This is a genomic window from Acinetobacter sp. CIP 51.11 (genome assembly GCF_000369665.1).
Lineage (GTDB): Bacteria > Pseudomonadota > Gammaproteobacteria > Pseudomonadales > Moraxellaceae > Acinetobacter > Acinetobacter lwoffii_S.
In genome coordinates this window covers 379,057-398,290 of the sequence record NZ_KB850129.1, presented here as the reverse complement: position 1 = coordinate 398,290, position 19,234 = coordinate 379,057, and the positions used below count along the sequence as shown (strand labels likewise).

At 42.4% G+C, this 19,234-nt stretch carries 20 protein-coding genes and 1 other RNA gene; 16 read left to right on the top strand and 5 right to left on the bottom strand.

Annotated elements, in window-relative coordinates:
* The first annotated feature begins 332 nt into the window (after nucleotides 1–332).
* The 12 genes from rimO (at nucleotide 333) to lpxA (ending at nucleotide 12,708) form a co-directional block, all read left to right on the top strand.
* Nucleotides 333–1,676 (top strand): 30S ribosomal protein S12 methylthiotransferase RimO, encoded by a 1,344-nt coding sequence (rimO, locus tag F894_RS05670; RefSeq protein ID WP_005107200.1) that lies wholly within the window; start codon nucleotides 333–335, stop codon nucleotides 1,674–1,676.
* 46 nt (nucleotides 1,677–1,722) lie between these two features.
* A complete protein-coding gene (gene pyrH, locus F894_RS05665) occupies nucleotides 1,723–2,451 on the top strand; it encodes a UMP kinase (protein ID WP_004279886.1) in 729 nt (242 codons plus the stop codon).
* Nucleotides 2,452–2,531: 80 nt separating this feature from the next.
* Nucleotides 2,532–3,086, top strand: a complete 555-nt coding sequence (gene frr / locus F894_RS05660) for a ribosome recycling factor (RefSeq protein WP_004279885.1) — start codon at nucleotides 2,532–2,534, stop codon at nucleotides 3,084–3,086.
* Nucleotides 3,087–3,093: 7 nt separating this feature from the next.
* Nucleotides 3,094–3,846, top strand: a complete 753-nt coding sequence (uppS, locus tag F894_RS05655; RefSeq protein WP_004646714.1) for a polyprenyl diphosphate synthase — start codon at nucleotides 3,094–3,096, stop codon at nucleotides 3,844–3,846.
* A 3-nt stretch (nucleotides 3,847–3,849) separates the two neighbouring features.
* Nucleotides 3,850–4,674 carry a phosphatidate cytidylyltransferase gene (locus F894_RS05650; protein ID WP_004279883.1) on the top strand — a complete coding sequence of 275 codons (825 nt, stop codon included), beginning with the start codon at nucleotides 3,850–3,852 and terminating at the stop codon, nucleotides 4,672–4,674.
* Nucleotides 4,675–5,871 carry a 1-deoxy-D-xylulose-5-phosphate reductoisomerase gene (gene ispC, locus F894_RS05645; protein WP_005246631.1) on the top strand — a complete coding sequence of 399 codons (1,197 nt, stop codon included), beginning with the start codon at nucleotides 4,675–4,677 and terminating at the stop codon, nucleotides 5,869–5,871. It begins immediately after the preceding gene.
* A 3-nt stretch (nucleotides 5,872–5,874) separates the two neighbouring features.
* Nucleotides 5,875–7,230, top strand: a complete 1,356-nt coding sequence (gene rseP / locus F894_RS05640; protein WP_005246630.1) for an RIP metalloprotease RseP — start codon at nucleotides 5,875–5,877, stop codon at nucleotides 7,228–7,230.
* Between the two features lie 39 nt (nucleotides 7,231–7,269).
* A complete protein-coding gene (gene bamA / locus F894_RS05635; protein WP_005246629.1) occupies nucleotides 7,270–9,780 on the top strand; it encodes an outer membrane protein assembly factor BamA in 2,511 nt (836 codons plus the stop codon).
* Nucleotides 9,781–9,860: 80 nt separating this feature from the next.
* Nucleotides 9,861–10,358, top strand: coding sequence for an OmpH/Skp family outer membrane protein (locus tag F894_RS05630; RefSeq protein ID WP_005246628.1), 498 nt, complete (start codon nucleotides 9,861–9,863; stop codon nucleotides 10,356–10,358).
* 3 nt (nucleotides 10,359–10,361) lie between these two features.
* On the top strand, nucleotides 10,362–11,432 hold the full coding sequence (gene lpxD, locus F894_RS05625) for a UDP-3-O-(3-hydroxymyristoyl)glucosamine N-acyltransferase (RefSeq protein ID WP_005246627.1): 1,071 nt from the start codon (nucleotides 10,362–10,364) through the stop codon (nucleotides 11,430–11,432).
* A 5-nt stretch (nucleotides 11,433–11,437) separates the two neighbouring features.
* On the top strand, nucleotides 11,438–11,923 hold the full coding sequence (gene fabZ / locus F894_RS05620) for a 3-hydroxyacyl-ACP dehydratase FabZ (protein WP_026055766.1): 486 nt from the start codon (nucleotides 11,438–11,440) through the stop codon (nucleotides 11,921–11,923).
* Nucleotides 11,920–12,708: an acyl-ACP--UDP-N-acetylglucosamine O-acyltransferase gene (gene lpxA, locus F894_RS05615; protein ID WP_004279876.1), complete on the top strand. Its 789-nt coding sequence runs from the start codon at nucleotides 11,920–11,922 to the stop codon at nucleotides 12,706–12,708. The genes fabZ and lpxA overlap by 4 nt, the downstream gene beginning before the upstream one ends.
* Nucleotides 12,709–12,768: 60 nt before the next feature.
* On the opposite strand, the gene F894_RS05610 is transcribed toward lpxA, so the two are convergent.
* Nucleotides 12,769–13,566 carry a tol-pal system YbgF family protein gene (locus F894_RS05610; RefSeq protein ID WP_005246625.1) on the bottom strand — a complete coding sequence of 266 codons (798 nt, stop codon included), beginning with the start codon at nucleotides 13,564–13,566 and terminating at the stop codon, nucleotides 12,769–12,771.
* Between the two features lie 294 nt (nucleotides 13,567–13,860).
* Here F894_RS05610 and ffs point away from each other — a divergent pair.
* An RNA gene (gene ffs / locus F894_RS14875) (signal recognition particle sRNA small type) lies at nucleotides 13,861–13,957 on the top strand.
* Between the two features lie 220 nt (nucleotides 13,958–14,177).
* Here the strand turns inward: ffs and F894_RS05605 are convergent.
* The 4 genes from F894_RS05605 to F894_RS05590 form a co-directional block, all read right to left on the bottom strand.
* Nucleotides 14,178–14,795 carry a regulatory protein RecX gene (locus F894_RS05605; RefSeq protein WP_005246622.1) on the bottom strand — a complete coding sequence of 206 codons (618 nt, stop codon included), beginning with the start codon at nucleotides 14,793–14,795 and terminating at the stop codon, nucleotides 14,178–14,180.
* Between the two features lie 91 nt (nucleotides 14,796–14,886).
* A complete protein-coding gene (gene recA, locus F894_RS05600) occupies nucleotides 14,887–15,930 on the bottom strand; it encodes a recombinase RecA (RefSeq protein WP_004279873.1) in 1,044 nt (347 codons plus the stop codon).
* Nucleotides 15,931–16,075: 145 nt separating this feature from the next.
* On the bottom strand, nucleotides 16,076–16,516 hold the full coding sequence (locus F894_RS05595; RefSeq protein ID WP_005246619.1) for an RNA-binding S4 domain-containing protein: 441 nt from the start codon (nucleotides 16,514–16,516) through the stop codon (nucleotides 16,076–16,078).
* A complete protein-coding gene (locus F894_RS05590) occupies nucleotides 16,509–17,195 on the bottom strand; it encodes an HAD-IA family hydrolase (RefSeq protein WP_034438158.1) in 687 nt (228 codons plus the stop codon). Before F894_RS05590 ends, F894_RS05595 begins: the two co-directional genes overlap by 8 nt.
* Nucleotides 17,196–17,208: 13 nt before the next feature.
* Between F894_RS05590 and F894_RS05585 the strand changes: the two genes are divergently transcribed.
* The 3 genes from F894_RS05585 (at nucleotide 17,209) to F894_RS15355 (ending at nucleotide 19,227) form a co-directional block, all read left to right on the top strand.
* Nucleotides 17,209–18,060, top strand: a complete 852-nt coding sequence (locus F894_RS05585; protein ID WP_005246616.1) for a 3'(2'),5'-bisphosphate nucleotidase CysQ family protein — start codon at nucleotides 17,209–17,211, stop codon at nucleotides 18,058–18,060.
* Between the two features lie 62 nt (nucleotides 18,061–18,122).
* Nucleotides 18,123–18,863 (top strand): histidine phosphatase family protein, encoded by a 741-nt coding sequence (locus F894_RS05580; protein WP_004279869.1) that lies wholly within the window; start codon nucleotides 18,123–18,125, stop codon nucleotides 18,861–18,863.
* 238 nt (nucleotides 18,864–19,101) lie between these two features.
* On the top strand, nucleotides 19,102–19,227 hold the full coding sequence (locus F894_RS15355; RefSeq protein ID WP_004646731.1) for a hypothetical protein: 126 nt from the start codon (nucleotides 19,102–19,104) through the stop codon (nucleotides 19,225–19,227).
* The last annotated feature ends 7 nt before the right edge of the window (nucleotides 19,228–19,234 follow it).

Sequence of the window (19,234 nt, the reverse complement as noted above, 5' to 3'; positions counted from 1 at the left end):
TGTTCCTGTATTAAAATGGCGCAATGGCATCTTCATAAAGCAATTTAATCAATTTTAAGTTCTGATTTGATGCAAGATGCACGCCAACTTTTATGACGAGAGATTATTTATTGCGATGAAATGCAGAAATGTGACAGAGCAACACAATTCATCTTAGATATAGCGGATTAAATTGAGGCTGTAAATCTAAAATGATTCATTTTGGTGCATGAGTGGGTATGTTGAATATTTTATGGCAATATTTTAGTGCATGATGCAAAGAGTCAGGTTTTCAACTATTTTTATGATGCGAAAAGACATACAATACGCGCATTCTAGTAGAGCGAAAATTCATGAAGTCCCCCAAAGTCGGTTTTGTATCTTTAGGTTGTCCTAAGGCATTGGTAGATTCTGAACGTATTTTAACCCAGTTAAAGACTGAAGGTTATGACGTCGCTTCGGATTATGACGGTGCTGATTTAGTTGTAGTAAATACCTGTGGTTTCATTGAATCCGCAGTGCAAGAATCGCTAGATGCGATTGGTGAGGCGATGAGCGCGAATGGTCGCGTGATCGTAACAGGTTGTCTAGGTAAAGACGAAGACAAGATTCGCCAAATGCATCCCAATGTCCTGAAAGTGACAGGTGCAGCGGCATATAAAGAAGTTATGGATGCGGTTCATCAATACGTACCTGAGCCGCCAAAACACAATCCATTTATTGATCTGGTTCCAGAGCAAGGCATCCGCCTGACGCCAAAACACTATGCTTATCTGAAAATATCTGAAGGCTGCAACCATCGTTGTACCTTCTGTATTATTCCAAGCATGCGTGGCGATCTGGTTTCACGTCCAGTCGGTTCTGTGCTTGATGAAGCTGCAGCGCTGAAACGTGCCGGTGTAAAAGAAGTACTCGTCATCTCCCAGGATACTTCTGCTTATGGCCTGGACACGAAATACAAGCTGGATTTCTGGAATGGCCAGCCGGTTAAAACCAAATTCTATGATATGTGTGAAGCATTAGGGCAGTTGGGAATCTGGGTGCGTTTGCACTATGTTTACCCGTATCCGCATGTGGATGCTGTAATTGACCTGATGGCACAAGGCAAAATCCTGCCTTATCTGGATATTCCATTCCAGCATGCAAGTCCAAAAATTCTCAAACTGATGAAACGACCTGCGCACAGTGAAAACACACTGGAGCGTTTGAAAATCTGGCGCGAGAAATGTCCTGATCTGGTACTCCGTTCAACATTTGTGGTGGGCTTCCCGGGTGAAACCGAAGAAGACTTCCAGATGCTATTGGACTGGTTGAAAGAAGCCCAGCTGGATCGTGTGGGATGTTTCACCTATTCGCCAGTTGAAGGTGCGACCGCAAATGATTTGCCAGATCACGTTCCTGAAGAAATTAAACAAGAGCGTTATGAGCGTTTCATGCAGGTTCAGCAAGAAATCTCGGCAGCCAAACTCCAAAAACGTATCGGTCAGACCATGACTGTGCTGGTAGATGACCTGGAAGACGAATTCCCGGTAGCGGTTGCGCGTTCTTATGCAGATGCACCTGAAATTGATGGCAATGTTTTTGTTGAAGATATCGATAAAAGCGTCATTAAGGCAGGGGATTTACTTGAAGTCGAGATTACCGATGCAGATGAATACGATCTGTACGCAAAACTCATTTCAATCAAGTCTGCTTAAGATTTTGAATTAAAAAAAATTAAATTGAATACTTTGGAGTTTGATGATGTTGGATTCTAAAAAGCCACGCTTTGGTCGCATCCTGTTAAAGCTTTCTGGTGAAGCGCTGGCAGGCAATAAAGACATGGGGATCGATGCACAAGTGCTCGATCAGATGTCACTTTCTATTGCGCACCTCGTGGGTTTAGGCGTACAAGTAGGTATTGTTGTGGGTGGTGGTAACCTGTATCGCGGTAGCCAGCTACAAAAAGATGGTCTAGTTGGTCGTGTAACTGGCGACCAGATGGGTATGCTAGCAACAGTCATGAACGGTTTGGCACTTCGCGACGCTTTGGTGCGCCGTAATATTAAAACCCGTTTAATGTCTGCATTGCCAATTGGTGCCGTGGTTGAGTCTTACTCAAGCCGTGATGCAATCCGTCACCTGACTCAGGGTGAAGTGTGTGTATTCGTGGCAGGTACAGGTAATCCGTTCTTTACGACAGATACAGCTGCCTGTTTACGTGGTATTGAAATCGAATCAGACTTGATCTTGAAAGCGACCAAAGTTGATGGCGTATATAATAAAGATCCAAGCAAATATGATGATGCGGTTAAATATGACACATTGACTTTTGACCAGGTTCTGGACGAAAAGCTGGGTGTAATGGACTTAACTGCAATCTGTTTATGTCGTGATCACAACGTGCCGCTACAAGTATTCGATATGAATAAATCTGGCGCATTGCTTTCCGTTGTGATGGGTGAAAAAGAAGGGACTCACGTTACCAATTAATGACGTGAGCACCAAAGCACTTTATACTACACGCTAATTTAGTAATAACCTCTTTTCAAGAATTAAGTAAGGAAGATCATATGATTAACGATCTTAAAAAAGACAGCGAAGACCGTATGAACAAAACTCTAGAATCTCTAGAGCATGGTTTTGCAAAAGTTCGTACCGGTCGTGCGCATCCATCAATTTTAAATAACGTGATGGTTTCTTACTATGGTTCAGACGTTCCATTGAACCAGGTGGCAAACGTAGGTGTTGAAGATTCACGTACTTTGTTAATCCAGCCTTTCGAACGTTCAATGGTTTCTGCAATTGATAAAGCGATTCGTGAATCTGATTTGGGTCTAAACCCAATTACAGCAGATGCGATTCGTGTACCGATGGCTGCGTTGACTGAAGAAACGCGTCGTGACATGCAAAAAGTTGCGCGTAATGAAGCAGAAAATGCCAAAGTAGCGATCCGTAACATTCGTCGTGATGTATTGGGCGATATCAAAGCTTTGTTGAAAGAAAAAGAAATTTCTGAAGATGAAGAGCGTCGTGCTGCTGACGAAATCCAGAAAATTACCGACAAATTTGTTGCTGAAGTTGACAAGCGCTTGGCTGCGAAAGAAGCTGAATTGATGAAGGTCTAATTCATCGATGACCGTTGCTGAAGAAAATCCCCGTCTTCCGAAACATGTTGCCATCATCATGGATGGCAACAATCGTTTTGCCAAAAAAAATCAGATGCAAAAAGGTGATGGACACCGTGAAGGAAAAACGGTTCTGGATCCGATTGTTGAACACTGTAAAAAAAGAAATATCCAGGCTTTAACTGTATTTGCCTTTTCAAGTGAAAACTGGAATCGTCCACAGTTTGAAGTTGAATTGCTCATGAAATTGCTGGTTGATACCATTCATGAACAATTGCCCCGCATGGAAAAATTCAATATTGCCTTACGCTTTATCGGTGATCGCAGCCGTTTGTCCCCAGAATTACAGGGACTTATGTTGCATGCCGAAGAAAGGACTGCTAATTTCAATAGTATGACACTCACTATTGCAATCAGTTATGGTGGTATGTGGGATATGGCACAAGCTGCACAGCGAATTGCCAGCGATGTTTTAACAAATAAATTAGATCTTGATGCAATTAATACTGATGTATTTGGTCAATATGTCAGCCTCGGTGATTTACCTGCAGTTGATCTGCTGATTCGTACGGGTGGAGATTTCCGTCTTTCGAATTTCCTGTTGTGGCAGGCAGCCTATGCAGAGCTTTATTTCACTGAGACGCTATGGCCAGAATTTACCGTTGAAGAACTTGATGATGCACTTGCCGTATTTGGTGGGCGTGAACGTCGTTTTGGTAAAACATCAGAACAGATTCATCAGGAAAAACTTGAGAATTAATACATGTTTGAGCGGATTATAACCGCATTGGTGTTGGTAGCAGTTGTACTGAGCTGTATGTTTGCTACCGAATCACATTATCCAATGTTTGTATTGATGGTTCTTGCTGCTGGGGTGGCCGGCTATGAGTGGTTCAAACTCATGCCGCGAAAATTTAAACATGTCATCAAACCTGTTGCTTGGGGATATGGAGTGCTCACTGCGGCACTTTCAGCTTTGGCATTGTATTTTGCCGAAGTTGCCTTATTGTTATGGGTAGCTTCTATAATTACCTGGTTGCTCAGCATTTACTGGGTTAAAACCTATCCTGAATATGATGGCTGGTACAACGCCAGCCTGCACGGAATCGGCGTAGTTCTGATCTCTGCTGCGGTTACTGCAATTTTCTCTGTCTGGCAAAGTTCACCGTGGTGGCTGATGTACCTGTTTTTACTGGTATGGGGCGCAGATAGTGGTGCGTATTTTGTGGGTCGTAAATTTGGCAAGAAAAAGTTGGCGCCGAATGTTAGTCCTAATAAATCTGTGGAAGGGCTGTATGGTGGTATTGTTACTTCAATGCTGATTGTAACGGCAGTTGCCTTACTTTATCTGGATATGACCTGGCCAGAACTGATTTTATTCCTGATTCTCTCTGTGGTTACAGTATTTAGTTCGGTACTGGGTGACCTGTTTGAATCCATGATCAAACGTCGTGCCGGTATTAAGGATTCAGGTCGAATTTTGCCAGGACATGGCGGAGTACTGGATCGTATTGATTCTTTGCTTGCTGCAGCTCCAATCTTTGCAGCAGGTATGGCTGTTTTAAAACTTATTGGTGTAGATTTATAAATGTCACAAGCAGTTTGTATACTGGGTGCTACAGGTTCCATTGGTCAAAGTACTTTAAAAATCTTGCAGCGACATCCTGAAGCATACTCGGTTTTTGCTGTGACCGCGCAAAGTCGTATCGAGGAGCTGGTTGAAATTTGCCGGCAATACCGTCCTAAAGTGGCGGTGGTGCCGGCTGAAAAAGTAGATGAACTCTCAAAACGACTCCAGCAACATCATTTGGCTAATATTGAAATTCTGCAAGATGAAGCCGGTTTAATTGCTGTGGCTGAACACGCTGATGTTGATATCGTTATGGCGGCAATTGTCGGTGCTGCAGGCTTGTTGCCGACATTGGCTGCAGTGAAAGCGGGTAAACGCGTACTGCTGGCCAATAAAGAAGCCTTGGTGATGTCAGGTGACATCATGATGCAGGCAGCGCGCGATCATGGTGCCTTATTGCTTCCCGTTGACTCCGAACATAACGCGATTTTCCAATGTCTGCCACCGCATTATTTTGAGGCAGAGCGTCATGGCAAGCCCAAACTGGGTGTATCCCAGATTCTGCTGACCGCGTCGGGTGGGCCGTTTCTGAACCACAGCATACAGCAACTTGAAGAGGTCACACCTGCCCAAGCTTGCAAGCATCCTAACTGGTCCATGGGTCAAAAAATTTCAGTCGATTCTGCTACCTTGATGAATAAAGGCTTAGAATTGATCGAAGCCTGTCATTTGTTTGCAGTTCAAGAACAATTTGTTACAGTTGTTGTGCATCCACAGAGTATTATTCACTCCATGGTTCAATACGTTGATGGTTCGACTTTGGCACAAATGGGTAATCCGGATATGGGCACGCCTATTGCACATGCTTTGGCATGGCCTGAGCGTATTAGTACGCATGTGGCGCCACTGGATCTGTTTATGCATTCACAACTTAATTTTCAAGAACCGGATATGCTCCGTTTCCCTGCATTAAAATTGGCCCGTCAGGCCATGCAGAGTGGCGGAATTGCACCGACAATTTTAAATGCGGCCAATGAAATTGCAGTTGCTGCATTTTTAAATCAACAGATCAGATTTACCCAAATTCCTCAGGTAGTTGAGCACGTCCTAAATCAGATGGACAATCAACCCGCACATGATCTGGAGGCTATCTTGCAAGCAGATCAAATGGCACGAGGTTTATCACAGCAATACGTTGTGAATAAAGGAAGTTAAGATATGAATGCCTTGTTTATGATTGCCGCTGCAATTCTCTTACTCGGTCCCTTAATTGCGATTCACGAGTTCGGTCACTATATTGTGGCGCGTAAACTGGGCGTTAAAGTATTGGTCTATTCGATTGGATTTGGGCCAACATTATTAAAATGGACCTCGAAAAAATCCGGAATTCAGTATCAATTGTCTGCCTTGCCTTTGGGTGGCTATGTCAAGATGCTGGATGAACGTGAAGGTAATGTTGCTGAAGAAGACTTACCCAAAGCTTTCAATCGTCAGCATCCGTGGAAACGGATTGCCATCGTGGCAGCGGGACCATTAATCAACCTGATTTTTGCAGTCCTTCTGTTCTGGGTGTTATTTTTACCAGCTCAAGAACAGCTGAATACCCGTGTGGGTAAAGTTTTACCAAATACGCCTGCTGCCACCGTACAAATGCAGCCGGGTGACAAAATTATAGCTGTGGATGGTACTCAGGTGGAAACTTGGGAAAAACTCAGTTATGCCTTGGTGGATCGTGTTGGTGAAACTGGCGTGGTTTCTATTCAGGCAGATCGTGCTGGTGAAAACAAACTGTTCCAGTTGCCGATTCAAAACTATTTAAAAGATCAAAGTCAATCGCCACTTGAAAGTTTGGGTTTCTTGCCTTATCGGCCAGAAATTCCGGCTGTAATTAGCAAACTGAGTGAAGATGGTGCAGCCATCCGTCAAGGTTTGAAAGAAGGTGACAAGATTCTGGCCATTGACGGCGTTCAGATGAAAGACTGGTTTGATGTGGTGCAGGTGGTACAGGCATCTCCAGAAAAATTACTCAAAATGGATGTTCTACGCGAAAATAAGGTGGTTCATCTAGAAGTCATGCCGCAAGGTAAACGTGACAATATGGGCAATGTGACCGGTATGCTGGGCGTGCAAAGCGATCCGGGTAAACTGAACATTCCTGCAGAATATAAACAGACCATTCATTACACGCCAGGTGAAGCGTTGGTAATGGCATTTGATAAAACAGCACATTTATCTTCGATGATTCTGAATTCGATTGTCAAAATGGTACGCGGTCTGATTGGCCTGGATAATTTATCAGGTCCAATTACCATTGCCAAAGTGGCAGGACAAAGCGCAGAAATGGGTTGGGAAACTTTTATTTCCTTTATGGCGCTAATGAGTGTAAGTTTAGGAATATTAAATCTACTGCCTATTCCAATGCTTGATGGCGGACATCTGGTTTACTATTTTGTTGAATTAATTCGTGGTAAACCTGTTTCCGAACAAATACAATTGGTTGGACTAAAAATTGGTATGGTACTGCTCGGCAGTATGATGCTTCTGGCATTATTTAATGATTTTATGCGTTTATAACAACGTAAATGGAATAAATTAACAGCGGAAAAGACTGGCATGCAGCACACACATTTATTTATGCCTCTGGCACTCGTTAGTGCAATGGCAGTAGCACAACAAGTATATGCAGCAGATGAATTCATTGTACAAGATATAAAATTTGATGGATTAGTACGTTTAACTCCTGACAATGTGTATGGCCTAGTGCCGATTAACAGTGGTGATCGGGTCAATGATCCAGTCATTGCCAATGCAATTCGTAGCATGTATGCATCAGGCCTGTTTGATGACATTAAAGCCGTTCAGCAGGGCAATACCTTGGTTTTCCAAGTTGTTGAACGCCCGGTCATTTCGAAAATTGAATTGAAAGGCAATAAGCTGATTCCTAAGGAAGCACTTGAAGAAGGCCTGAAAAAAATGGGTCTGGCTGAAGGCGAAGTGCTAAAAAAATCAGCCTTGCAAACCATTGAAACTGAACTTGAACAGCAATACATGCAGCAAGGTCGTTATGATGCCGATATTACGGTCACCACGACGCCTCGACCAAATAACCGTGTTGAATTGCTGATTGATTTTATTGAAGGTAAAGCGGCCAAAGTTTTCGATATCAATATTATCGGGAATACTGTATTTAAAGAGTCTGATATCAAGCAGGCTTTTGCCGTAAAAGAAAGTGGCTGGAGTTCGGTCATTTCCCGTAATGACCGTTATGCACGTGAAAAGATGGCGGCAAGCCTAGAAGCTTTGCGTGCCATGTATCTAAATCGCGGTTATATCAACTTTAATATTACCAATTCCAGCCTGAACTTGAGTGAAGATAAAAAGAATGTTTTCATCGAAGTGTCTGTGGATGAAGGCGAGCAATTTAAATTTGGTCAAACCAAATATTTAGGTGATGCACTTTATAAGACTGAAGAATTGCAGGCTTTACAAATTTTCAAAGAAGGCGAAATTTATTCGCAGGAAAAAGTTAACGCGGTTAAGCAGTTATTACAGCGTAAGTATGGTAACGCAGGTTATTACTATGCAGAAGTCAACATTGTTCCTCAAATTAACAACGAAACCAAACTGGTTGATCTAAATTATTATATTAATCCGGGGCAGCAAGTCACGGTACGACGTATTAATTTTACTGGTAATACTAAAACTGCGGATGAAGTACTACGTCGTGAAATGCGCCAAATGGAAGGTGCACTTGCAAGCAATGAAAAGATTGACCTGTCTAAGGTTCGTCTGGAGCGTACCGGGTTCTTTAAAACTGTCGATATCAAACCTGCACGTATTCCGGGTGCGCCAGATCAGGTGGACTTGAATGTTGCCGTTGAAGAGCAGCATTCAGGAACCAGTACTCTTGCAGTTGGTTTCTCGCAAAGCGGTGGTGTAACTTTCCAGGCAGGTTTAAGTCAAACCAACTTCCTGGGTACAGGGAATAGTGTTTCAATCGATTTGTCGCGTTCTGAAACGCAAGATTACTATAACTTGAGCGTGATGGACCCGTACTTCACCATTGATGGTGTGCGTCGCGGCTATAACATGTATTACCGTAAAACCAAGCTTGATGATGACTATAACGTCAACAACTATGTGACGGATAGTTTTGGTGGTGGGATTAACTTTGGTTATCCAATTGATGAAAACCAAAGTGTTAGTTTGGGTCTGAATGTTGATCAGACGGATGTAACCACTGGTCCATATGTGTCGACTTATGTTGCTGATTATTTGGAACGTAATGGCGGAAAAGAAACAAAAAGTGGTGAGTATTGTCCTCAAGCATTAGTTCCAATTAAAGATTCTGCTGGGAATGTTACTGGTTACCAGCCTTGCCCTAATCCAGTTCCATATGGTCAAGAATTCCAGGGTGATTTTTTGACTTATAACCTTAATTTAGGTTGGTCTTATAATACCTTAAATAGACCGATGTTCCCGACAACGGGTATGTCACATCGTGTCAATGCTGAAATTGCCTTGCCAGGTAGTGATGTCGAGTATCAAAAAGTCACTTATGACGCTCAGGCATTTTTCCCATTAGGCAAAGATTTTGTCCTGCGCGGTTATGGTAAGTTGGGTTATGGTAATGACTTGCCATTCTACAAGAATTTCTATGCAGGTGGTTTTGGTTCGGTTCGTGGTTATGAAAATAGTACATTAGGTCCTAAATATCCAGGTGTATATTTCTCTGATACAGGTCAAACGGATCCTTCTCCTGAGGAAGTAGGTGGTAATGCACTAATTCAATTTGGTACCGAATTAGTGCTTCCAGTACCATTTAAAGGGGATTGGGCACGTCAGGTTCGTCCAGTCATCTTTGCTGAAGGTGCACAAGTGTTTGATACCCAATGTGATGTATCAAATGAAAATATTTTCGTTAATGGCACTTCAGTAAATGGAAAGCAGTACTGTAAAGATAACTTCGGTTTCGATGCAGATAATATGCGCTATAGCGTGGGTGCAGGTTTCACCTGGATCACCATGATTGGACCATTATCACTTAGCTATGCTTATCCGTTGAATAAAAAAGACGGTGATGATACTAAAAACATCCAGTTCGAAATTGGACGTACTTTCTAAAATCGTTTTGACCTAGAAACTAAATTTTGCTCATAAAGCCTGCAGGTTTTGTGAGCAAATTTTTTTGAATGAGTAATAATATGAAAAAAATGATTATGGCAATGAGCCTGGCTTTGGCAAGTGTTGCTCCTTTGACTCAAGCGGCTAGTATGGGGGTAATTGACTTGGAGCGTGTGGTTGAAGGTAGTACTTATCTGAAACAACAAAACACGATATTCCAGCAAAAAATTCAGCCACAAACCACCAAGATTGAGCAACTCAGCAAAGAGCTGGAAACTTTGCAGCAACGTGCTCAATCCAATACCAAGCTCAGTGAGACTGAAAAACAGAAAATGTCTGCGCAATATCAGGCTAAGTTGCAAGAATTGAATCAGTTACAACAATCTGTACAGACAAATGTCCAAAGCTCGATTCAGCAGATCCGAATTGTATTTGATGCACGTGTGAAGCAAATTGCTGAACAATTGCGTAGAGAAAACAACCTGGATGTAGTTTTAAATAAAAATTCAGCACTTGCTTATGATGCTAAATATGATTTAACTGATAAAATGATTCAAAAGGTTAATGCAATTAAATAATCAATGAATCATCAAAAGCTTCAGTTAGCTGATCTCGCTCGCCTGGTTCAGGGCGAGTGCATAGGTCAGACAGATTTACGTTTGAGTGCTTTGGCCAGTCTTGAACAGGCAACCTCACAAGATCTTGCATTTGTGAATGCCGATAAATATGTAGAGCAGGCCAATCAAAGTCAGGCAGGTGCTTTAATTGTCACGGCTGAACTAAAACAACAGATAACTTCACATCAAAACTTTATTGTTGTGGCAAATCCCTATCTGGCTTTTGCGATTCTGACGCATGTCTTTGAGAGAAAACATCGCCAGCGCGGCATTGAAAGTACTGCTCAAATTCACCCGTCGGCAATGATCGCGGACGATGCTTATATTGGTCATTATGTGGTGATTGGTGAGCATTGTGTCGTGGGTGCGAATACGATTGTTCAGGCGCATGTGCAGATCGATGATGATGTCGAAATCGGTCAGGACTGTTTTATTGACTCACATGTGACCCTCACCGGCGCAGCAAAAATTGGTAATCGGGTGCGTATTCATGCCAATAGCGTGATTGGCAGCGAAGGGTTTGGTTTTGCACCTTATCAAGGTAAATGGCACCGTATTGCGCAATTAGGTTCTGTACGCATTGAGGATGATGTGCGTATTGGGTCAAATTGTAGCGTAGACCGTGGTGCGCTGGATGATACGATTTTGCAACAGGGTGTTATCATTGATAATCTTGTGCAAATCGCGCATAACGTTAAAATTGGTGCACATACCGCCATTGCTGCAAAAACTGCCGTTGCAGGAAGTGTTTCAATTGGCAAAAACTGTATCATTGGTGGTGCCTCTGCGATTTCTGGACACTTGAATATTGCCGATAATGTGACGTTGACGGGAATGTCAATGGTGACAAATAATATTTCTGAAGCTGGAAAATATTCATCCGGGATTGGTCTGTTTGAAAACCAGAAATGGAAACGTACCGTGGTTCGCCTCAGACAATTAGCAGATGTGCCATTGACCCAGGTGATCAAACGACTAGATCATATGCAATCTCAGATTGAGTCCATTGAATCAACATTTAAGTTGCGTAAATAATTATGATGACAGAGTCGAATTTGCCTACATTCACGAAGCCTGAATTGCCAATGAATATTCAAAAGATTCGTGAATATTTGCCCCATCGCTATCCATTTTTATTGGTTGATCGCGTCGTCGAAATTACCGATAATGGCATTGTTGGTTATAAAAACGTCTCAATTAATGAAGAGTTTTTACAAGGCCATTTTCCGAATTATCCAATTATGCCAGGTGTACTGATTGTTGAGGCACTGGCACAAATCTCTGGAATTCTGGGTTTTGTGATGAATAACGAAGTACCAAGTGAAGGTTCTTTGTTCCTGTTTGCCGGTGCGGAAAAAGTTAGATTTAAAAAACAGGTGGTTGCAGGTGACCAATTGGTTTTAAAATCTGAATTAGTGATGCAAAAGCGGGGCATTTACAAATATAATTGTATTGCCACTGTAGATGGCGTCGTCGCAACAACCGCGGAAATTATGGTTTCGCATCAAAAAGTCGAGCAGGCATGAGCAATAATCCCCTTATTCATCCAACTGCCATTATTGACCCATCAGCAGTCATTGCTGCTGATGTAGAAATTGGCCCATATTGTATTATCGGGCCAAATGTCACTATTGGTGCGGGTAGCAAACTTCATTCACACGTGGTGGTGGGTGGCTATACGCGTATAGGTGAATATAATGAAATTTTCCAGTTCGCCAGTGTAGGTGAGGTGTGTCAGGATCTTAAGTATGCCGGTGAAGAAACCTGGCTTGAGATTGGCGATCACAACAAGATTCGTGAGCATTGCAGTCTGCATCGTGGCACGGTTCAGGACCAGAGCCTGACCAAGATCGGTAGTCATAACCTGCTCATGGTGAATACGCATATTGCACATGACTGTATGGTCGGAGATTATAATATCTTTGCTAATAACGTCGGTGTGGCTGGACATGTCCATGTCGGGGACTACGTCGTCATTGGCGGAAACTCGGGCATTCATCAGTTCTGTAAGATTGATTCTTATAGCATGATTGGTGGGGCATCACTGATTCTGAAAGATGTACCGGCCTATGTAATGGTTTCAGGTAATCCTGCGCATGCATTTGCTATGAACATTGAAGGTATGCGTCGTAAAGGCTGGTCAAAGACCGTAATCAGCGGTTTACGTGATGCCTTTAAACTGATTTATAAATCAGGTTTAACGACTCAGGAAGCAATCGAGCAGATCCGTACAGGAATTTTGCCGGAAGTGGCTGAAGTACAACGTCTAATTGACTCTCTTGAACAGTCGAAGCGCGGCATTGTGCGCTAAATGTTTGAGGTAATAAAAAAGACACCTGAAGGTGTCTTTTTTATTTTGGGAATTTCTATTTTACTTAAGAAATTTAATTTCCTCAGCTTTCGGATAATTCTTCAGTAGCTTTGTTTTATATTGTGAAGCAAGCGTAGCATTCTTTTCGACATCTTTGCTGATGTTATAAAGCTGATACAGGGCAGTGGATGCTTTCGCGGAATTTGGGTAACGGTCAACGACAATCAGATAATTACGTTTCGCTTCAGCAAATTTTGGTGGGTCAATCGCCAGATTGAATTCCGCTAACCAGAAATAAGCATTGCTGATATAAACGCTATTCGGATTGTTTTTAATAAAGTTTTGCATCGGGGCAATGGCTTTGGCTGCACCGCCATTTTTATAAGCATCTAAAGCCACGGTATAAGCTGCTTTTTCAAGATCAGCAGGTTGCTGTCCGCTGCTTGCTGTATTGACCTTATTTGTGTTTAGGCTGGGTGCAGTATCCTGTGGGTTTTCCTCCGTTGGATTGTCCTCAGCAGGTTCAATTTTTTGTTGCAATAGTTCAAGGCGCTGATCAAGATCGGCATAACGATTGGTCAGTTCATTCTTGAGCCGTTCAATCTCATTTTCCTGTTCTTCCATTTTACCGCGCAAAATCCGCAGGTCATTTTCGAGTTGCTGGTTCTTTTGCATGATTTGCCAGCTGGTATTGGTTTGAACTGCTGGAGTTGCACCAGCCGCAATTGCTGCTGGGGTATTTACTGTGGTTTGATTCGTAGCTTGACTCAAGCCACGCGATTCAATCGGAATATTGGCAAATAGAGGCGTGGTAAAGAGTGCTGTCACTGCACACAATACGGTCTTTTTAAACATCATAAAATTTCCATAATTCTTTGTGAGATGCGGATCCGCTGCTCATCTTTTCAAAGTAGATCATTCATATACATTGCACACATTAAAAACGGCATTTTTAGAAAATGCAACAAGGTTTTACAAAGATCATGTGAATCTGAGTGTTGATGGATTGATTGTGAAGATCCCTTAAAAATCAGCAGAAATATCAATATTGTTTTTAAAATAATCAAACGGATAGCTTGAAGGATGATTTTAGGAAACAAGGCTTGCAACTTGATTAAAAATCTCTATACTCTGTTTTTGTAATGGTAGCCCTGCTGGTTACTTCGCAATTGTACTCTATGAACCCCGCCAGGACCGGAAGGTAGCAACGGTAATAGAACTATGATGTGCCGGAGCTTTGCTGGTAGGGTTGCCACCATATTCTTATTATTATAATAACAATGCAAATTCGCAGTTTTCTATTCTCAAATATTATTCCTTTTTCAATGTCGTCAAATAGCGCTATCTTATTATTTTAATGATTAAATCATCATTATCTTTTGCCGTGCTTTATTTTATTTTGCAGCTAATATTGAATTAAATATCCAATATGTTTATACGTGTATTAAGGCTTTCAAAGAATATAAGACTTAGTCTTCTGCTTTACGGTTAATCGCCTTGATAATCGCATCCATTTCAAAACCACGATACATTAAAAAACGGATCTGTTTGGCTTTGAGCTTGGGGTCTTTAGTAACTTCAGTCCCATATTTTTTGACTTTTAGTTCATAGGCTTGCTGCACCCAATCAGTTTCCTTGAGTTCTTCTGAAATCAGGGCAGCATCAATCTTTTTGCTCTTGAGTTTCATTTTAATTTGATTGGGACCTTTACCTTTACGCTTTTGACTCGACAACATGGTTTCCGCCACGCGCTGATCACTTTGATAGTTCTCACGGGACAGTTCTTCAACCAGGTTAATAACTTCATCACGATGCTCTGCATAGAGGGCTAGTTTCTCTATCAGTTCGGCTTTGGAATATTCCTTGCGCGTCAGTACGGCAAAGGCATAAGAACGTAAGCGTGAGCCTGTCAGTCCCGGTTTTTTCTCATCCTGAGTTGGGGTAGAGGAAAATAAACGTTCTTCGGGATCAAATTCAGGAGCGTCTTGGATCGCAGTTTTTGCAGGTTGAGCTTGATCTTCAGCATCACTAAATTGCTGTTTTAAAGTTTCATAATCGAGCAGTTTGCTGAATTTCACGTCTGACATGATTCTCTCGGATGTTACGTTCCCTATATAATAACAAAACGCCCCGGAGGGCGCTGTGTCTTGACGTTTAAAGATGACGCATCTAATAAGATCATGCATCTAAAAAGTCAGGTTCTTCCTTGCTATCGTCTTCTTCAACAACCACTGCTTTAGTCAGAAGCTGGTCGCGAATCAGTTTTTCAATCGTCTGAGCCATTTCTTTATGCTCTTCCAGATAACGGATGGTGTTGTTCTTACCTTGGCCAATTTTGTCGCCTTGATAAGAATACCACGCACCAGCTTTCTGCACGATTTCTTGCTGTACAGCAAGGTCGATCAATTCACCTAGATGGTTAACACCTTTGCCATAAAGAATCTGGAATAAAGCTTCTTTAAACGGAGGTGCCATTTTGTTTTTCACGACTTTGACTTTGGTTTCAGAACCAACAATCTCGTCACCTTCCTTCACTTGTCCAATACGACGAATATCCAGACGTACAGATGCATAGAATTTCAGTGCATTACCACCAGTCGTGGTTTCCGGGCTACCAAACATGACACCAATCTTCATACGAATCTGGTTAATGAAGATCACCATACAGTTTGAGCGTTTGGCATTACCAGTAATTTTACGCAGTGCCTGGCTCATCAAACGGGCTTGCAGACCCATATGCGAGTCACCCATTTCGCCTTCAATTTCAGCACGTGGTGTCAATGCAGCAACAGAATCGACAACGATCATGTCGATCGCGCCAGAACGTACCAGCATGTCTGCAATTTCAAGTGCCTGTTCACCGTGATCCGGTTGCGATACCAGCAAATTGTCGATATCTACGCCCAGTTTGCGTGCATATTGAGGATCAAGTGCGTGTTCCGCATCGATGAATGCACACGTACCGCCTGCTTTCTGACACTCTGCAATTGCTTGCAGGGTCATTGTGGTTTTACCTGAAGATTCAGGACCATAGATCTCGACGATACGACCTTTAGGTAAACCACCAATACCGAGCGCGATATCCAGCGTTAAAGAACCTGTAGACACAGCTTCAACTGCCTGAACGGTATTGTCACCAAGACGCATAACTGTATTTTTACCAAACTGTTTTTCAATCTGGCTTAAGGCAGCGTTGAGCGCCTTGTTTTTATTCTCATCCATCTTACAACCTCAATACGATGTCACTAAGTTAGTACTCAAGTGGATGTCTTAAATTAGAGCTTTGTTCCACAGGTGTATAGTGACAGAATTTTCCCTAGTGTTCTATAAAAGTCAGCGCATGTACGACATATTCTGACGCTTAAATTTATTCGTCATTATAGGACCATGACTGATCGAAATTCTGACTATTTTCATTTTTAAATCTACTGATGTCACGACGATCTTTCTTGCTTGGACGATGGTCGGGACGAGCTAGATTATGCAACTTTCTTTGTGACGTAATCAATTCCCGGCGCGCAATACTGACTTCGGTCTCTTCATACAGTTTTTGTGCCACGGGTGCAGGTCCACGAACATCAGAAAGTTCCTTAACCAGCACGGTTTTTTTGTCGATGCCTTGCTGAATCGTCAGTTCCATACCGACACGGACTTCGCGTGATACCTTGACACGTTCACCATTGTGATGGACTTTGCCACCTTCAATTGCATGTTTGGCAATCGATCGGGTTTTAAAAAACCGTGCTGCCCACAGCCATTTGTCTATACGCATGCCTACCGCATCTTCGGGTAAAGACGATTTACGCATATTTTTTTTCTACCTCAGCCTGATTTAAATGAGTGATTAAATCTGTTAATTGGTGCAGCATCGGGTAATTACAAGTCTGGCGTGCTACTTTGGCTGAAGAGGGCTGCTGGATGCTCAACAGATTCTGAATGCCATAGGCTTGAGCGCCATTCAGGACTTTTTCGGTATCATCAATAAAATAAGCATGCGTAGGATCAAATGGATGCAATGCATTTAGGCCTTGCCAGAATTCGATAAATTCTTTGGCATGTCCGATCGTTTCTGAACTGACAATCACATCGAAATAATCTCTTAAATTCAAATGATCCAGTTTAAATGCTAGACCCGCACAGTCAGCATTGGTGGCCAGCCAGATGGGATAGCCATTATTTTTAAGATAATCGAGCAATTCGAGACAATGCGGGCGTAAGGCCACTTTATCTTTATGTTCAATTTGCATCGCCAGAACATCGACTTCGACTTTAGCCGTCCAGAAGCGTGAAGAGTACCAGTTTAAGGTATGATTATGTTCCTGATAGAATGCATAGAGTGTCGCCTGGCTGTGTTCCAGGCTATAGCCATGTGTGGCAGCATAACGCACAGGCAATAACTCGTTCCAGATGAAATCATCGTAGGCAAGATCAAGTAAAGTGCCATCCATATCGAAAATTATGGTAGGTTTTTCAGAGCATTTTGACATATTTAGGTTTTCTATGTTTAAAGCAACAGCAGCACCACAAGATCCAATGATTTTGCAGTTTGTGCCCATTTTGACACAAGCCTGTGAAATTTTGCGAGAAGAATATCAGCGTTATTGTTCTGGTGCGGCTTTTGATGTCATCAAAAAAAATGATAATTCTCCGGTGACTCAGGCAGATTTTCGGGTCAATACTTATCTGACCCAGGCTTTGGCAGAGATTTCCAGCTTGCCTTTACTGTCTGAAGAAGGACAGGAACATGAACGCCGCTCATGGTCAGAATTCTGGTTACTGGATCCGCTAGATGGTACCAAGGAATTTCTGCACCAGCGCCCCGAATTTACCATTAATTTGAGTCTGGTCAGAGGCAGTTTGACCACTTTTGCCATATTAGCGGTTCCGGAGCAGCAACTGATTTATTTCTGTCCTGAGCAGGGCTTGCCTTATAAATATGATATCCAAAAGATGACATGGTTTGCTTATGAAATGCTTGAAACTACTAAAATGATTGCTGTGGGATTGAGCCAAAGTAGCCAGCAGAAACCGAAATATACCGAGTATTTGCAAAGTCTGGCTAAGCTCACTGACTACACCGAATTTAAAGCGGGCAGCGCTTATAAATTTTGCATGATGCTGGAAGATCAGGTAGACATCTATCCACGTTTTCATCCGACCTCGGAATGGGATACCAGCGCTGGTCAATGTATGCTCGAACGGATTGGTGGTGGTCTGGTTGATTTAGAAGGTCGTCCATTTATTTATAATCATCGGGATACCTTGCTGAACGGTGGATTCATTGCTTATAAAAATAATGATATGAAAATTATTGCATTGCAGGCAGTGTCTGACATGCAGGCCGAGCATTGAGCAAAATTCTGAGCGTGTTATAGTGGTGCTTAACCTATTACCAATCCAGAGTTGGCTGTAACGTGTCCCTGAAACTGCTTCCACCGAGTATGTTGAGTGCAATTGATTTATTGCCTGATGTACAAACGCCTGTCACCTTATTCACACGGCATTCGATTCGTGAGGAGGTTCCGGGTCAAGGTTTGGCAGGCTATGATCTGCAACTGACCAATCAGGGGCGGGATCTGGCGCAAGAGTGGGGGGCTTATCTGGCTGATCAAACCGATCGCGTGATTCATCACTGTATTTCGAGTCCGATTCAGCGTTGTATTGATACCGCTGCATTGATGATTGAAGGGGCAGATGCGGTTACCCCTGAGCAGAATACCCATCGTATTGAAATTATTGAACAGGGACTTCTGGTGGAGCCTGGTAGCTTTGTACTGGATATTCAAAAAGCTGGACCTTATTTCGCCAAGCAGGGTGCGCTCGGTTTCATTAACAGTTTTGTCAATAATGCCTTGCCGGGGATGAAACAGCCGATTCATGGCGTGGTGGATGTACTGGAACTGATTTACAACACCCATCCGCAAAATAAATATGGGCTGAGTTTGGCTGTCAGCCACGATACTATTCTCGCAGCCATGATTGCAGTGATGTCTGGGCGTCAGGACGTCAGTCGGGAAGACTGGCCGAAAATGATGGAAGGTCTGTTTGTCTGGTTTGAGGGTGATGTATTCTTGGAATCTAAGCTGAAATGGATCTGGCGCGGTCAGGTACATGAACTGGATATTGCTGATTTTAAACGTTCCCAACTTTCTTAAATGAAAATATTCTTTCAAAACTCAATTGTTCGCAGCAGTTGAGTTTTTTATTGGGGAGTTAGGAATTATGAAGATGGTGTGGCCTTTCATATTGACCATTCAATAAAAGTCAGTCTAAAACGATAAAAATAAATTTTAAACTGCACCTTTTTACATTTATAGGGTGAAAATTCAATAATGTAAGTATAAAAATTATCTATGCTTAATAAATATAGAAATATTCATTTTGAGGAAAATTATGAAAGTTATCACAATTTTTAGCCTGATCGCGATTCTGGGTTTAACCGCATGCCAAAAACGGGATACTGATAATACGAAACAGGATAAGACTACTTCGCCATCCTCTATGGATAAAGATCAATAATCTAAAA

Bases quoted from the DNA above. Each gene is read 5' to 3' on its own strand.
- F894_RS05630 (WP_005246628.1), top strand. From the start codon at position 9,861: ATGAAAAAAATGATTATGGCAATGAGCCTGGCTTTGGCAAGTGTTGCT.
- lpxA (WP_004279876.1), top strand. From the start codon at position 11,920: ATGAGCAATAATCCCCTTATTCATCCAACTGCCATTATTGACCCATCA.
- F894_RS05605 (WP_005246622.1), bottom strand. From the start codon at position 14,795: ATGTCAGACGTGAAATTCAGCAAACTGCTCGATTATGAAACTTTAAAA.
- rimO (WP_005107200.1), top strand. From the start codon at position 333: ATGAAGTCCCCCAAAGTCGGTTTTGTATCTTTAGGTTGTCCTAAGGCA.
- F894_RS05610 (WP_005246625.1), bottom strand. From the start codon at position 13,566: ATGATGTTTAAAAAGACCGTATTGTGTGCAGTGACAGCACTCTTTACC.
- bamA (WP_005246629.1), top strand. From the start codon at position 7,270: ATGCAGCACACACATTTATTTATGCCTCTGGCACTCGTTAGTGCAATG.
- F894_RS05650 (WP_004279883.1), top strand. From the start codon at position 3,850: ATGTTTGAGCGGATTATAACCGCATTGGTGTTGGTAGCAGTTGTACTG.
- recA (WP_004279873.1), bottom strand. From the start codon at position 15,930: ATGGATGAGAATAAAAACAAGGCGCTCAACGCTGCCTTAAGCCAGATT.
- F894_RS15355 (WP_004646731.1), top strand. From the start codon at position 19,102: ATGAAAGTTATCACAATTTTTAGCCTGATCGCGATTCTGGGTTTAACC.
- F894_RS05585 (WP_005246616.1), top strand. From the start codon at position 17,209: ATGTTTAAAGCAACAGCAGCACCACAAGATCCAATGATTTTGCAGTTT.
- F894_RS05590 (WP_034438158.1), bottom strand. From the start codon at position 17,195: ATGTCAAAATGCTCTGAAAAACCTACCATAATTTTCGATATGGATGGC.
- F894_RS05595 (WP_005246619.1), bottom strand. From the start codon at position 16,516: ATGCGTAAATCGTCTTTACCCGAAGATGCGGTAGGCATGCGTATAGAC.
- lpxD (WP_005246627.1), top strand. From the start codon at position 10,362: ATGAATCATCAAAAGCTTCAGTTAGCTGATCTCGCTCGCCTGGTTCAG.
- uppS (WP_004646714.1), top strand. From the start codon at position 3,094: ATGACCGTTGCTGAAGAAAATCCCCGTCTTCCGAAACATGTTGCCATC.
- rseP (WP_005246630.1), top strand. From the start codon at position 5,875: ATGAATGCCTTGTTTATGATTGCCGCTGCAATTCTCTTACTCGGTCCC.
- pyrH (WP_004279886.1), top strand. From the start codon at position 1,723: ATGTTGGATTCTAAAAAGCCACGCTTTGGTCGCATCCTGTTAAAGCTT.
- ispC (WP_005246631.1), top strand. From the start codon at position 4,675: ATGTCACAAGCAGTTTGTATACTGGGTGCTACAGGTTCCATTGGTCAA.
- fabZ (WP_026055766.1), top strand. From the start codon at position 11,438: ATGACAGAGTCGAATTTGCCTACATTCACGAAGCCTGAATTGCCAATG.
- frr (WP_004279885.1), top strand. From the start codon at position 2,532: ATGATTAACGATCTTAAAAAAGACAGCGAAGACCGTATGAACAAAACT.